The sequence below is a fragment of the Kribbella sp. NPDC050241 genome (genome assembly GCF_044459685.1).
In the GTDB taxonomy this organism is placed as follows: domain Bacteria; phylum Actinomycetota; class Actinomycetes; order Propionibacteriales; family Kribbellaceae; genus Kribbella.
Genome location: NZ_JBITJE010000009.1, coordinates 89479 through 103270, shown reverse-complemented (window position 1 = coordinate 103270; position 13792 = coordinate 89479). Strand labels below are relative to the sequence as shown.

General features: G+C 68.6%; 12 protein-coding genes. 8 read left to right on the top strand and 4 right to left on the bottom strand.

Annotated elements, in window-relative coordinates:
- The first annotated feature begins 18 nt into the window (after nucleotides 1–18).
- From ACIBG5_RS33185 to ACIBG5_RS33160, 6 genes are all read left to right on the top strand, one after another.
- Nucleotides 19–492 carry a hypothetical protein gene (locus ACIBG5_RS33185; protein ID WP_360453399.1) on the top strand — a complete coding sequence of 158 codons (474 nt, stop codon included), beginning with the start codon at nucleotides 19–21 and terminating at the stop codon, nucleotides 490–492.
- Between the two features lie 69 nt (nucleotides 493–561).
- Entirely contained in the window at nucleotides 562–1938 is a 1377-nt protein-coding gene (locus ACIBG5_RS33180) for an FAD-binding oxidoreductase (protein ID WP_396395475.1), read from the top strand.
- Nucleotides 1939–2104: 166 nt separating this feature from the next.
- Nucleotides 2105–2734, top strand: coding sequence for a hypothetical protein (locus ACIBG5_RS33175; protein WP_396395474.1), 630 nt, complete (start codon nucleotides 2105–2107; stop codon nucleotides 2732–2734).
- A gap of 15 nt (nucleotides 2735–2749) precedes the next feature.
- Nucleotides 2750–3448 carry a two-component system response regulator CseB gene (gene cseB / locus ACIBG5_RS33170; RefSeq protein WP_396395473.1) on the top strand — a complete coding sequence of 233 codons (699 nt, stop codon included), beginning with the start codon at nucleotides 2750–2752 and terminating at the stop codon, nucleotides 3446–3448.
- A 1-nt stretch (nucleotide 3449) separates the two neighbouring features.
- Entirely contained in the window at nucleotides 3450–4691 is a 1242-nt protein-coding gene (locus tag ACIBG5_RS33165; protein ID WP_396395472.1) for an ATP-binding protein, read from the top strand.
- Nucleotides 4639–5058: a hypothetical protein gene (locus tag ACIBG5_RS33160; RefSeq protein WP_396395471.1), complete on the top strand. Its 420-nt coding sequence runs from the start codon at nucleotides 4639–4641 to the stop codon at nucleotides 5056–5058. Before ACIBG5_RS33165 ends, ACIBG5_RS33160 begins: the two co-directional genes overlap by 53 nt.
- Before the next feature lie 49 nt (nucleotides 5059–5107).
- Here the strand turns inward: ACIBG5_RS33160 and ACIBG5_RS33155 are convergent, their stop codons facing one another.
- The 3 genes from ACIBG5_RS33155 to ACIBG5_RS33145 form a co-directional block, all read right to left on the bottom strand.
- The gene (locus tag ACIBG5_RS33155; RefSeq protein ID WP_396395470.1) at nucleotides 5108–8857 is read right to left on the bottom strand and encodes an endo-alpha-N-acetylgalactosaminidase family protein; all 3750 of its coding nucleotides are present in this window, start codon (nucleotides 8855–8857) and stop codon (nucleotides 5108–5110) included.
- 61 nt (nucleotides 8858–8918) lie between these two features.
- The gene (gene fahA, locus ACIBG5_RS33150) at nucleotides 8919–10118 is read right to left on the bottom strand and encodes a fumarylacetoacetase (protein WP_396395469.1); all 1200 of its coding nucleotides are present in this window, start codon (nucleotides 10116–10118) and stop codon (nucleotides 8919–8921) included.
- Nucleotides 10115–10969, bottom strand: coding sequence for a hypothetical protein (locus ACIBG5_RS33145; RefSeq protein ID WP_396395468.1), 855 nt, complete (start codon nucleotides 10967–10969; stop codon nucleotides 10115–10117). Before ACIBG5_RS33145 ends, fahA begins: the two co-directional genes overlap by 4 nt.
- A 72-nt stretch (nucleotides 10970–11041) precedes the next feature.
- Here ACIBG5_RS33145 and ACIBG5_RS33140 point away from each other — a divergent pair, with 72 nt between their 5' ends.
- Entirely contained in the window at nucleotides 11042–12235 is a 1194-nt protein-coding gene (locus ACIBG5_RS33140) for a homogentisate 1,2-dioxygenase (RefSeq protein ID WP_396395467.1), read from the top strand.
- 43 nt (nucleotides 12236–12278) lie between these two features.
- Complete coding sequence (locus ACIBG5_RS33135; protein ID WP_396395466.1) at nucleotides 12279–12914, top strand: hypothetical protein; 636 nt, start codon at nucleotides 12279–12281, stop codon at nucleotides 12912–12914.
- Here the strand turns inward: ACIBG5_RS33135 and ACIBG5_RS33130 are convergent.
- Nucleotides 12911–13705 carry a polysaccharide deacetylase family protein gene (locus tag ACIBG5_RS33130; protein WP_396395465.1) on the bottom strand — a complete coding sequence of 265 codons (795 nt, stop codon included), beginning with the start codon at nucleotides 13703–13705 and terminating at the stop codon, nucleotides 12911–12913. The genes ACIBG5_RS33135 and ACIBG5_RS33130 overlap by 4 nt on opposite strands.
- Nucleotides 13706–13792 lie beyond the last annotated feature (87 nt).

Genomic DNA, 13792 nt, shown 5'->3' with positions numbered 1-13792 from the left:
TTCAGGAAGGGTTTCGTCATGAAGACACTGAGCATTCTGCTCAGCACCGCGGGCCTGGCCGGAGTGGGTGCGATCGCCCTCGCCGCGACCCCGGCCCAGGCGGCCGAAGCCGCCACTTGCTCGGGTGCGAGGTCCATCTCGTCGGCACCGATGTTGCGTGATCACAAGCCGCCCAGTTGGGGCACGGTCCGCCTGGTCCGCGACAGTTGTTACCAGTACTGGGCCGAGGTCACCATGGTGTCCAGGATGCCGGCCAACGCGAAGGCCAACGCCTACCTGGTCCAGTACGGCGGAGCCAACAGCGGCCGGGTGCTCAGCTGTGACAGCAGCGGCGGCAACGGCTCGGTGATCCAGGGCCAGCGCACCTGCCGCACACCCAAGGTCAAGGCCACCGCCGGCAGCATCACCTTCACCGCCATCGGCCGCGAGTACCACAACTACGGCGGCGGCTACGAAGAAATCTCCGAGAACGCCACCTCCCGCACCCGCTGACTCACGCTCGTCCAGGACTGGACACAGTTACTGGAGCGTCACGTCGGGGGGTGCTACTAGGCTCGCTGTATGAGTGACGTGGTGGAGTTGCTTGCGCAGGTGTTGCCGCGTGAGGCGTTGGTGACTGATCCGGATCGGATGGAGAGTTACCGGTACGACCGGGCGATGTTCTGCCCGGCGGGGATGCCGCTTGCCGTGGTGCTGGCGCGGGAGACGGCACATGTGCAGGCGGCGGTGAAGATCGCGGCCGAGGCCGGGGTGCCGGTGGTGCCGCAGGGCGCGCGCTCCGGGCTGTCCGGGGCGGCGAACGCGCTGGACGGCTGCATCGTCATCTCGCTGGAGAAGATGGACAAGGTGCTGGCGATCGAGCCGATCGACCGGTACGTCGTCACCCAGCCCGGCGTGTACAACGCCGTACTGTCCCGTGCGGTCGCCGAGCACGGGCTGTTCTACCCGCCGGACCCGTCCAGCTGGGAGTTCTGCTCGATCGGCGGGAACCTGTCCACGAACTCGGGCGGCCTGTGCTGCGTGAAGTACGGCGTGACCACGGACTACGTGCTCGGCCTGGAGGTCGTGCTCGCGGACGGCCGGGTGCTGCGGACCGGCCGGAAGACCGTGAAGGGCGTGGCCGGGTACGACCTGGCCAAGCTGATCGTGGGCAGCGAGGGGACGCTCGGCATCATCACCGAGGCGACCCTGGCGCTGCGTCCGCAGGCGGCACAGCCGCGGACCATGGCCGCGTTGTTCGACTCCGGGCCCGCGGCGGGCGAGGCGATCCTCGAGATCATCCGCAGCGGCGTGTCGCTCAGCCTGCTGGAGATCATGGACCAGACCACGATCCGCGCGGTGAACGCGTACAAGCGGATGGACCTGCCCGAAGAGGCTGCGGCGATGCTGATCGCCCAGTCCGACGCGGGCGGTGAGGCCGGCGCGGCCGACGTCGCGATGGTGGCGAAGCTGTGCCGGGACAACGGTGCGATCGAGTGCATCGAGGCGGACGACCCGGCCGAGGGCGAGCTGCTGCTGGAGGCCCGGCGGGCGGCACTGATCGCGCTCGACGAGCTCGGTACGACGATGATCGACGACGTCGCCGTCCCGCGGTCGCGACTGGCCGAGTTCATCGGCCTGTGCGAGGACATCGCCAAGGACCTCGACATCACGATCGGCGTCCTCGGGCATGCCGGTGACGGCAACATGCACCCGACCGTGGTCTTCGACCAGACCGATCCGGCGCAGGCCGAGCGGGCGCAGCAGGCGTTCGACAAGGTCATGGAGGTCGGGCTCCAGCTCGGCGGCACGATCACCGGCGAGCACGGCGTCGGCGTACTGAAGCGGGCCTGGCTGGCCGAGGAGATCGGCCCGGTCGCGCTCGACGTACACCGGGCGATCAAGCAGGCGCTGGACCCGAAGAACATCCTGAACCCGGGCAAGGTCGTCGCCGGGTAGGGAACCGTTGCCGGTGCAGCGAACCGTGGGCTGTGACTGAACCGCAATGGAACTGGTGGGGCCATTCGACGTCCATGGCCGTCGAATGTGACGTCCGGCCAGCACTATGGAAGGTAGTTGACTGAATCTCCCGGGGGAATCGATGAGGCAGGGTAGGAGGCGCCCTATGCGCATGTGGCGAACCGGGCGCTCCGCCTCCACGCCGCTCGGCCTGCTCCGCCGTACCGTGCTGCCTGCCGTCGCGGCCGTCGTCGCCCTGACCGCCCTGTCCGCCTGTGCGAACGGCAGCGGCCTGCGGGTCGAGGGAGCCGAGCCACCCCCGCCGAGCCCGACCCCGACTGTCGCCTTCGGCACCACCGGGCCGGCCCCGCGGAGCACCCCCGCAGCGGCCGTCGATCTGCGTCAGGTGCGGGTGAAACTGCTCGCGGACAAGGCCCTGCCGGCGTACTCGCGGAAGGTGCTCGCGAATTGCACCAAGATTGAGCGTTGCCTCAGCCTGGGTACGACCGTTGATGTTATGCACAGCGGTACGCCTCAGCAGATCGTCTTGATCCACACCGTGGACAAGTTCGTCTTCGGCTACTTCCTGATCGCGGTCGAGCCCACGGGCCCGCGGCCGATCTGGAGCCAGAAGGTGGATCAGCCGACGATCACGGCCAGTCCGAAGGGTGACCTGGTGGTGGAGTCCGAGATCTTCACGATCGAAGACCCGCCCTGTTGCCCGTCCGGACGGCGGGTCGAGGTTTACCGTTGGGCCGGTCGGCAGATGACCAAGGTGAGCTCGACGGACCAGTAGGGAGACTGAACTTCGGTGGTACCGGAAGAACCGGCAGCGCGCATTCTCATGGTCGAGGACGACGCGGTGATCCGTGAGGCGACCCAACTGACCCTCGAACGCCACGGGTACGACGTGACTACGGCCGAGGACGGACTGGAGGCGATCGAGCGCTTCGAGAAGATCCATCCGGACGTCGTGATGCTCGACATCATGCTGCCCGGCCTGGACGGGATCTCGGTGTGCCGCCGGGTCCGGGAGAGCAGCACGGTCCCGATCGTGATGGTGTCCGCCCGTGGCGACGCACTCGACGTCGTACTCGGGCTGGAGGCCGGCGCGGACGACTACGTGACGAAGCCCTTCGACACCCAGGTCCTGGTGGCCCGGCTGCGGGCGGTGATGCGGCGGGCGGTGTCCGACCCGGAGCGCCCGGCGCCGTCGGCCGGCTCCGGCGTTGAGTCGTTCGGCGACCTGGAGCTGGACCGGGAGGCGCTCGAGGTACGGCGGGGTGGGAGCACCGTCCAGCTCACGCCGACCGAGCTCAAGCTGCTGATCGAGTTCGCGAACAACCCGGGTGTGGTGCTCAGCCGATCGACGCTGCTGCAGCGGGTCTGGGACTACGAGTGGGGTGGGGACGGCCGCCTGGTCGACGTCCACCTGCAGCGGTTGCGGACCAAGATCGGCGCGGACCGGATCGAGACGGTCCGCGGATTCGGGTACAAGCTGCGGGCCTGACGTGGGACTGCGCGGCAAGCTCGGTCTCATCTTCCTGCTGGTCTCCTCGCTCGCGATCCTGGTCCTCTGCGTCGCGGTCTACACCCAGGCGCAGTCGGCCCGGCTGGACCGGACCCGCAGCTTCGCGGACGAGCGGATCCAGCTGGCGGCGCAGAGCTACGACCGCGACGAGGTCCCGGTGTTCGGGTCCAAGCTGGACGATCCCGAGCTGCCGCCGCAGTTGCGGGAGGCGGTGCTGGAAGGCAAGCGGGCCACCTTCAAGACCGGTTCGCCGAACGCGAGGATGTGGGCCGCGGTCGGAGTCAAGGACGGCAAGATCCTCTCGATCGTGCAGGACTACGACACCAGCGACGACTCGATGGAGGCGTTGCAGCAGGCGCTGGTCTTCGGCGGGATCGGAACGGTCGCGCTGGTCGCCCTGGTCAGCGTGATCCTGGCCGGCAGCCTGTCGAAGCGGATCGTCGCCGTCGCGGGGACGGCGCGCCGGATCGCGGCCGGCGATCTGGACGCGTCGGCGGCCGACACCGTTGGCAAAGGCAAGGACGAGGTGCAGTCGCTGGCCACCGCGCTGGACACGATGGCGACGTCGCTGCGTGGCCAGCTGGAGGCCGAGCGCCGGTTCACCGCGGATGTCGCGCATGACCTGCGGACGCCGGTCACCGGCCTGACCACCGCAGCCGAGCTGCTGCCTCCCGGCCGGCCGAGTGAGCTGGTCCGGGACCGGGCCAAGGTGCTGCGCCGGCTGGTCGAGGACCTGCTCGAGATCGCGCGGTTCGACTCCGGGGTGGAGCAGGCCGACCTCGAGCTGGTCGGGCTCGGGGCGTTCGTCGGCTCCGCGGTCGGCCGGCTGCGGATGCAGCAGGCGCTCGCGCCGGACAGCGTGATCGTCCACCAGGTCGGACCGGACGAGACAGTCTCGACCGACTCACGCCGGATCGAGCGGATCCTGGCCAACCTGATCGTCAACGGGCTGCGGCACGGCCACCCGCCGGTCGAGGTCACAGTCAGCGGCCGGACCGTCGAGGTGGTTGACCACGGCAACGGTTACCCGGAGGAATTGATTGCCGAGGGCCCGCGCCGGTTCCGGTCCGGGATGGCCGAGCGTGGCGTCGGGCACGGCCTCGGCCTGACCATCGCGGCCGGTCACGCGAAGGTGCTCGGCGCCGAACTGACCTTCGGGGCAGCGCCGGGTGGCGGTGCCCTTGCCCGACTGGTCCTCCCTGCGACTGAGACGCAGTCTTAACACAACAATTCCTGCTGTCACCGCGTCTCCTCTTGCCCTGCAGGCGAACGCGGTCGGCACGCACACCACCGCCGCGAGCGCCGCAGTTGCGGCGAAGTCGATCACGAGGAAGTCGGACAAGGCCACAGCGAAGGCGTGGACCAAGGTCTCGTTCACCGGCAAGACCAGCGGGATCGCGCGCAACACCGTGGTCCAGGTGCAGCGATTCGAGAACGGCAAGTGGGTCAACTTCCCGGCAACCACCAAGGTCACCAGCAAGGCGACGTACCCGGTGTGGGTGAAGAGCGGCCGGGTCGGCGTGAACAAGTTCCGGGTCCTGTCGGCGAAGACGGCCAGCGCCTCGGTGAACGTGAACATCACCAAGTAGCAGGACCCGAGCGGCGCCACTTCCGACAGGGAAGTGGCGCCGCTGATGTCTAGCGCGTGCCGTAGACGTTGAGCTCCGCGGCCGATCCGAAGACCGCGCCGTTGAGCGAACTGGTCCCGACGAACTTCACGAACCGTCCCGGCGTCGCGGTGAAGTTCACCCGCTGCGCCGCGATCGAGTTCGGGAACTCCCCGGTCGCGACCGGCGTACCCCACGTCTGCCCGTCGGTGCTGACATAGATCTCGTAACCCTTGAACATCCCGTTCGTCCCACTCTGCCGAGGCAGGTAGCTGAACCCGTCCACCTGGTACGTCGTTTCGAGGTCGAGCGTGATGTGATGCGGGTACGTCGCCGGCGTAGGCACCTCCGACCAGGCGGAATGCCAGATGGTGCTGGGGTTTCCGTCCAGCGCCTCGGTGGCCGCGCCACCGGTGCCGACGTCCTCACTGCTGACCTCCGCCACCTTGATCCGCGACTGCGGCACGATGCCCGGCGGCAGCACAGTTGCCTCCGTCGCGCTCGTTGCACGGCCGCCCGTTGCCGTCAGCACATACTTTCCTTCCGGCGTCCCGGCCGGCGGAGTGACGTCCCAGCTGGTCGTCACACTGGCCCCCGGGGCAACGGTCGCCTGGGTTGCCGGAGTCGCCGCGGTCACGGTCCAGCCGTCCGGTCCGGTCAGCCCGAGCGTGATGTTGTTGGCGGCAACGACATCGTTGTTGGTGAACGTGGTCACGACCGTGTTCGCCTCGCCGGAGACGAGACCCGTCACGCCCGACACCGCGATCGACGTACAGTCGGCCGGCTCAGACGTCGTACCGAGATCGGTGACGGCGAAGTTGTCCATGATGAAGTCGGCCTGGTCGCCACCCTCGGACAGCTTGCGCAGGCCGACCCAGTAGTCGCCGCCGCAACCGGCGACGAACTCCTGGCTGAACGACGCCTTCGTCCGCTGCTCACCGATCGGCGTCGACTTGACCTCGACCGAGTCGGGCCGGTCGACTCCCTGCACCCACGCGTACTGACCGGCGCGGCCGCTGGCGTAGTCGAAGCTGACCTCGTACTTGTGCCCGGGCTGGAAGCTCACCGTCGAAGGCGTGGTCCGGTAGACGACGCCCTCGTTCTCCTCGTGCGACTTGAGCGACCACTCGCCGTCCAGGACGTCGTCGACGAGCTTGCCGTTCCAGCCGGCCTGCGTGTACGGCGCGTGCTTGCGAGCCAGGCTGGTCCGCGGGTCGGTGACGCCACCGGAATCGCCCTTCACGAACGGGCCCCAGCCTTGGTCGACGTGCTCGAAGTCGTCGACCAGGCCGGCACCCGGTCGCTTCGTCTCGACCACCCGGACGTCGTCGATCCGGACCTTGGCCGCTCCAACGGCCGCACTGATGCCCAGCTCGGCACTGTTGCCCTTGGCATCGAATACGACGCGGACGCGTTGGTAGTAGGCGCCGTGCTTGTCATCCGAGGCGACCATGTTCTGCGCAGTGGATCGAGTGATCGTGTTCTGCACGCCGTCGACCGCCAGGGTGGTCGGACGCGACTTGCCCGGTTCGATCTCGATCCAGCCCGACGCGCTGTAGGTACGGCCGGGGGTGAGGCCGGTGATGCGCTGCCTCATAGTCGACGACTTGGTGCCGAGGGACGCGACCTGCTGGCCGTTCTCGAGCGTGTCGATCGTCGCCCCGCCGGTGGCGTTCCAGGCAGCGAGGTCGCCGGCGTTGAAGCCCGGGTCCTTCAGGTGGGTGCCTTCACCCCAGCTCGCCGGGTGTGGCAAGGGTGCGCTGATCGGATACAGCACGTACGGCTGGCCCGCGACCGCGTCGAGCGTGACGGCTCCCTGTCGTACCGGGATGGTCGCGACCTTCACGCGTCCGGTGTCGGTCAGTTTGTAGACCGCGAAGGTTCCAGCTGAGAACGCCGAGGGAACCTTCCACGTGGTGCGGCCGCCGGCCGGGTTGTAGTGGTAGAGCTTCTTGTTGCCGTCCCAGGGGAGCAGGTACTTGTCGCCGTCGAGCACCTGGGCGTCGCCGACGTACACGGTCCGCTTGTCGTTCTCCACCGCGCCGCGGACGCCGCCGGTGAAGGCGATGTCATTGCTGTTCCAGTCGATGATCTTCTGCTGCTGGAGGAACTTGGCCGGCAGGTTCTTCTGCCAGATGTTGCGGTAGAACGCGTTCCAGTCGGTCTCGCCGGTCCAGCCCTCGAACTCGACCAGGCTGGCCTGACCGAGGATCGGGTCGTTGTTCCAGACATCCTTTTCGTCGTTGCGGACGAACCGGATGATCTGGGAGTTCAGCCCCTTGTTGGTCGGGCCGCCGTAGTCGAGGTCGTTGGCCCAGTGCGACCACAGTGAGGTGCGCTCGTGCCGGTCGGCCCACTCGGTGGCGATCTGCCAGCCTTGGTCGGCGAGCTGCCGAGTCAGGCCGTCGGCGAGCCAGCCGGACTGGTAGTAGACGTCGATGTACAACTCCTGCAGGTTCTTGTCGGTCTCGTCCCGCAGTTGCTGGAACCGCTTCACGATGTTGCTGGAGGCAAGATCAGGGCGCTGCTTGATGTAGTAGCTCTGGTTCAGCCAGTTCCAGCCCTTGGAACTCTTGTCCACCAGGTCCTCGTTGAACGCGTTCGCCTCCGGATAGGACTCGGTCGCGTTCACGTGGACGCCGAACGCCGCGTTCCAGTCCTTGCCCTTCTTCAGCAGGGCGTTCAGGTCGGCCAGACCGCCGGCGCGGGTGTTGTAGTTGCCGCCGTAGTCCGGGTGGGCCGAGTCGTGGCCCTCGGCGCCGTAGCCCTTGAGCAGGGCCAGTTGGCCGAGGCCGTCGGTGGACAGCGAGATCCGCTTGACGTCGTCCAGGGTGCGCAGGAACGGATGCGTCGCCTGGCTGGCGAAGTTGAACGGGATGTGCGTGACGACGCGGTCCTTGACCAGGTCGGCGCCCTTCGGCTCGGTCATGATCGAGCGGAACGCGATCGCGCCGTCCTGCCAGTCGACGGTCTTGTCCTTGTTCGCGTCCGGGGTGACCACGATCTTGGCCCACGGCAACGGTTCGGTGTACGGCGAGGTGTCGGCGCGGTAGGTCCACTGGCCGCTCCACACGCCGACGCGGGTGCTGCCGTCGGTGGCCTTGCGGGCGCGATGCCAGAACCGGGCGCCGTCGTCGACGGACTGGCCGGACGGCTTGTCGTAGACGGAGTTCGACTCGATCCCGGCGGCCAGGGCGCTGGTGTTCACGAACGCGTACGTCGCGCCGGTCGCGGACGGCTCGGCCGGGGTCGCGGCGGTGATCGGAGTGATCCTGTCCGCGGTCCGGGTGGAGTCCGGGTCGAGTGTGGTGAACGCGGTGCTCGCGCCGGCATCCGTGCTCGCGACGGAGATCAGGTCGTGGTCCGGGATGTCGATCGTGTGCACCCGGGTCGCCTCGGTGTCGCGGATGGCGTCGATCGCGAAGGTGGTGACGCGGCCGGTGAGGCTGAGGCTCGCGTCCAGCTCCACGCCGGGGAGTGCGTCGAAGGCGAGCTTGTACGACGCTCGGCCGCCGTCGACTGTGGGCGGCGCGGAGAGGTGCGCCGTACGGGCGACTCCGTCGATGGTGACGGTCGAGACGGCGTCCGGTTGGCCGCCGAGGGTTTGGCCGGAGGCGTTGTCGACGTACTTGATCACCCGCGGGAAGTCGGCCCCGACGGTGACCGTCAACTCGCTCGATCGGAGGGTCGGATCGCCGGCGGCCTGCGCGCCCGCGGGCACGCTCAGGACGCCGGCGGCCATGGTGACGGCCAGCACACAGATCCCCACTGAACGTTTCATGCGGAGAAAGTTCGCACGCAACCGCTAGCTAGTCAAGAGAAACGAACAGTTATGAACAGGATTAACCGGAGGTGATTGTGCCCGTCACTTCGCCTAGGCCGATGGTGGTGCCGGTGGAGGTGGTGGCTTGGGCGGTGATGGTTACCTGGTCGCCGTTCTCGAGGAAGGTGCGTTCCTTGCCGTCCACGAGGAAGGGCTCGCGGCTGCCCCAGCTCAGCTCGATGAAGGAGCCGCGCTGGTTCTTCTCGGGGCCGCTGACGGTGCCCGACCCGAACAGGTCGCCCGTGCGTAGGGAGGCGCCGTTCGCGGTCAGGTGGGCGAGCATCTGAGCCGGCGACCAGTAGACGTCTTTGTACGGCGGACTGCTCACCAGTTGCCCGTTCAGGAACACCTGGAAGGTGATGTCGTAGTTCTTCAGGTTGTCGCCGGCCAGGTAGGGCAACACCGGCGGATCCTGCGGCGGCAGCGGTACGGCGGCGGACTCGAGCGCGTCGAGCGACACGACCCACGGCGAGATCGAGGTGGCGAACGACTTACCCAGGAACGGCCCGAGCGGGACGTACTCCCACGCCTGCAGGTCCCGCGCGGACCAGTCGTTCACGAGTACGACGCCGTACACATGCTCCTCGAACGCGTCCACGGACACCGGCCGGCCCAGCTGAGAAGGCGCCCCGACGACGTACCCGAGCTCCACCTCGATGTCGAGCCGCTGTGACGGTCCGTACGTCGGCGCGGCCGCGTCCGGCGCCTTCCGCTGACCTGACGGCCGGATGATGTCGGTGCCGCTCGGTACGACGGTCCCGGCGCGGCCGTGGTAGCCGACGGGGAGGTGCTTCCAGTTCGGCAGCAGCGGTTCGGAGTCCGGCCGGAACAGCCGGCCGAGGTTGGTCGCGTGCTGCTCGGAGACATAGAAGTCGACGTAGTCCGCGACCTCGAACGGCAGGTGCATGGTGACCGCCGACCGCGGGATCAGATGCGGTTCTACGGTGTCGCGATCATTGGCGTTGCGCACGAGTTCGAGCAGCCAGCCGCGCGTCGCGCGCCAGGCCGGGCGGCCGAGCGCGAGGAAGTCGTTCAGCGACGGCTGAGCGAACAGTTGTGAGCCGTCCAGCATCTGCGCCGACGCGACCGGCGCGAGGTCGATGATCTGGTCGCCGATCGCGGCGCCCACCCGCGGCTCCTCGTCACCGAGCCGGAACACGCCGAGCGGCAGGTTGTCCGGCCCGAACGGCGAATCCGCGGGGATGTCGATCCAGCTCACAGGCCCTCCCGCAGGCTCAGGGCGGTCAGGTCGCGGCGGGGCTCCTCGATGCTGCACGAGCCGAACGAGGTGAACCACCGGCGGGTCCCGGCCGCCTGCTGCTCGGACAACTCCCGCACCCGGGCGGCGAGGTGGCCGCCGTCACGAGAAGCCAGGACGGCGGCCACCTCGTCCAGCGAGGCCCCGTCCAGCGACGCGCGGGTGGCGAGCAGCACGTTCAGGAAGCCGTGATGCTCGAACCCGGTGTCCACAGCGGTATGCCGGACCGCGTTGTGCAGCCCGGCCGTGCACTTGAACGCGACCTCGCGATCCAGGCAGGCAGTGATGAACGCCGCGATCTGACCCTCTGACGGGAACAACGAGGCCTCGAGCCCGCCGGTCCGGAGCTTCGCCGCGTACCCCGCGTCGGCGACCACGTCGAGAGCGCGCTCCCACGCTCCGTCCAGGCCGATCTCGACGTACGCCGTCTCCTCGTCGAGGCAGTCGTCACAGGCCCGGACGACGCGCAGTGCGTTCCGGGACAGGTCGTCCTCGTTGCGCAGCCGGACCTCGATGGCGGTGACCTCGATGGCGGTGGACCGGTCGCCGTACCGGACCGCGGGCTCGATCCCACCGGCGCCGCCGGTGATCACCACCGCGAGCCGCAGCGGATCGGGGCCGGTGCGGGCGGCCTCGGCGGCCACCTTCATCAGATCCTCAGCGGTGCACACGAAGGGCCCGACCAGGTCGGCGTACGGCGCGGTGCGGTGGGCCCGGTGCGCCTCGACAGCCTCGGTCAGCGGCAGGTCCCCGGGCGGGAACATCGCGGCGTCGTCGACCAGGTGCCGGAACAGGGCAGGGACGGTTGACATGGCTCGAAGCCTAACGGATGCTTTCGGTAAGCGGACGCATGCGTTCGATTAACGTACACGGGAGCGGGAGAGATGGCGTTCTACCGGCAGGTCGGGCAGGTTCCGCCGAAGCGGCACACGCAGTTCCGGAAACCGGACGGTGGGCTGTACTACGAGGAGCTGATGGGGGAGGAGGGGTTCTCGTCGGACTCGTCGCTGCTGTACCACGCCGGCGTACCGTCCGCGATCGTGGACTCGCAGGTGTGGGACCTGCCCGACCAGACCACCGTCGCGAACCACCCGCTCACGCCCCGGCACCTGAAACTGCACGACCTCTTCGCCGAAACCTCCAAGTCCAACGCGGTCGAGGATCGCCGGCTCGTGCTCGGCAACGGTGACGTCCGGATCTCGTACGTCGTCGCCGAGCAGCCGTCGCCGTACTACCGCAACGCCATCGGCGACGAGTGCGTGTACGTCGAGAAGGGCTCGGCGACCGTGGAGACGGTGTTCGGCGTGCTGAACGCGGTCGAGGGCGACTACGTGATCATCCCGCGGGCGACCACGCACCGCTGGCTGCCCGGGCCGGACGGGGTGCACGCGTACTGCATCGAGGCGAACAGCCACATCGCGCCGCCGAAGCGCTACCTGTCGCGGTACGGGCAGTTCCTCGAGCACTCGCCGTACTGCGAACGCGATCTGCACGCGGCGGGCGAGCCGCTCGTGGTCGAGGACACGGACGTCGAGGTGCTGGTGAAGCACCGCGGCAGCGGCCCGGGTGGGATCGTCGGCAGCCGGATGACGTACGCGACGCATCCGTTCGACGTGGTCGGCTGGGACGGCTGCCTGTACCCGTACACGTTCAATGTCAGCGACTACGAGCCGATCACCGGGCGGATCCATCAGCCGCCACCGGTGCACCAGGTGTTCGAGGGCAACAACTTCGTGGTCTGCAACTTCGTGCCCCGCAAGGTCGACTACCACCCGCTGTCGGTGCCGGTGCCGTACTACCACTCGAACGTCGACTCCGACGAGGTGATGTTCTACTGCGGCGGCGACTACGAGGCCCGGAAGGGGTCAGGCATCGGCCTCGGCTCGATCTCGCTGCACCCCGGTGGGTACGCGCACGGGCCGCAGCCGTCCGCGATCGAGGCGTCGCTCGGCGCGGAGCGGTTCGAGGAGCTCGCGGTGATGGTCGACACCTTCCGTCCGCTCGAGCTCGGCGAGGGCGGTACGGCGGTGGACGACGGCGTCTACGCCTGGAGCTGGGCCGGCCGGCGCAAGTCCTGAGACCCGTGTCGGCGGCGGCCCGCCGAGATGGGAGTGTTGGGGCATGAGCCAGCACGGGGAGGATGCGCAGGCGTTCGTCGTCGGCATCGATCGGGAGGCGGTGCGGGAACGGCGTGAGCGGGTCCGGAAGGTCCAGCGCCGGGGTGCCTGGGTGACGCTGGCGATCGGTGCCCTCGGCATCCTGGTCGCGCTGGTCGCGCTGATCGCGTTCCGTGGCTCGGGTCTGTGGCCGTTCGCGCTGCTGTTGATCCTGGCCATGATCCCGCTGGTGCTGAGTACCGTCCTCGCGCTCCGGCTGATCGCCGAACGGCAACGCTGGTACGCCGCCAACGATGTGCAGCCGATCGCGATGCGGATGACTCCTCGCGCGCTCGAGCTGGCCTGCGAAGGAGCGGCGTACCCGGTGGTGCTGCCGTGGGCGACGGTGCGTGGCTTCCGGCAGGAGAAGTTGTTCGGGCAGTACACGCTCGAGCTCGACCTGGCGCCGGGTGTGGGTGCCACGACGGCCGGCGTCCGCGGGCTGGACCAGCCGTCGGTGCGGACCGTGGTCAAGCCGAACCCGCTGCTCCGGCCGACCGGTCTGTTCCTGGTCAAGGCACTGGACCAGCCGGTGCACGTCATCGACCAGGCCCTCCAGCACTTCTCCGGCGGCACCACCAGAGTCAGCCGCTCCAACTAGCAGGGCAACGAGCGGTAGGTGTAGCCCTGCTTGGTCAGCTTGGTGAGGGCCTGGTCCAGGGCGGTGACGGTTTCGGAGCGGTTGCCGCCGCCGTCGTGCATCAGGATGATCGCGCCCGGCCGCGCACCGGCCAGCAGCGCATGCTCGATCCTCGCGACGCCCGGCTTGGTCCAGTCCTTGGTGTCCACGTCCCACAGCACCTGGCGCTGGTGCACCGCCGCCGCGGTCGCCTCGATCTTGGCGTTCGTGGCGCCGGTCGGCGGGCGGAGGCACCTCGACTTCACCCCGGACGTGATCTCCTGCCGCATCTTCGCGTCCGGCAGCAGGGTCAGGGTCTTGTGGTCCCAGGTGTGGTTGCCGACGTGATGACCGGCCGCGCGTTCGAGGGTGACCAGCTCGGGAAACTGCGCGACCTGGATGCCGAGCACGAAGAAGGTCGCCTTCGCCTTGTGCTTGCGCAGTACCTGCAGGACCTTCGGCGTCCACTCGGGCTGCGGGCCGTCGTCGAAGGTCAGGTAGAGCACCTTGCCGTGACCGGTCAGGTTCCAGTCGTCGGCCGGCACCGTGGTCCGCTGCTGCTGCCGCGACTGGTGCTTCTTCGGCCCGGGCTGGCTCGGCGGATGCGTCGGCCGCGCCTTGACCGGGACGTTCAGCGGTGCGTGCGCGGCCGTCTGGACGGCAGGCGCGGCACTGGTGACCGATTGGTCGGACGGTTTGGCGGCTTGGGCGAGGACGGCACCGCAGAGGAGGGCGGCGACCAACGGCAGGAGCTTGCCGGGCGGCTTGGTCATGTCCGGCATCTTCTCGTGCCGCCAGGTCAGCCCGAAATCGGGTCGCGGCGTGTCGCCGTATCGTGTGCCCCGGGCCGGAGACCCCGG

Bases quoted from the DNA above. Each gene is read 5' to 3' on its own strand.
- ACIBG5_RS33185 (WP_360453399.1), top strand. From the start codon at position 19: ATGAAGACACTGAGCATTCTGCTCAGCACCGCGGGCCTGGCCGGAGTG.
- ACIBG5_RS33180 (WP_396395475.1), top strand. From the start codon at position 562: ATGAGTGACGTGGTGGAGTTGCTTGCGCAGGTGTTGCCGCGTGAGGCG.
- ACIBG5_RS33175 (WP_396395474.1), top strand. From the start codon at position 2,105: ATGCGCATGTGGCGAACCGGGCGCTCCGCCTCCACGCCGCTCGGCCTG.
- ACIBG5_RS33155 (WP_396395470.1), bottom strand. From the start codon at position 8,857: ATGAAACGTTCAGTGGGGATCTGTGTGCTGGCCGTCACCATGGCCGCC.
- ACIBG5_RS33145 (WP_396395468.1), bottom strand. From the start codon at position 10,969: ATGTCAACCGTCCCTGCCCTGTTCCGGCACCTGGTCGACGACGCCGCG.
- ACIBG5_RS33140 (WP_396395467.1), top strand. From the start codon at position 11,042: ATGGCGTTCTACCGGCAGGTCGGGCAGGTTCCGCCGAAGCGGCACACG.
- ACIBG5_RS33135 (WP_396395466.1), top strand. From the start codon at position 12,279: ATGAGCCAGCACGGGGAGGATGCGCAGGCGTTCGTCGTCGGCATCGAT.
- ACIBG5_RS33130 (WP_396395465.1), bottom strand. From the start codon at position 13,705: ATGACCAAGCCGCCCGGCAAGCTCCTGCCGTTGGTCGCCGCCCTCCTC.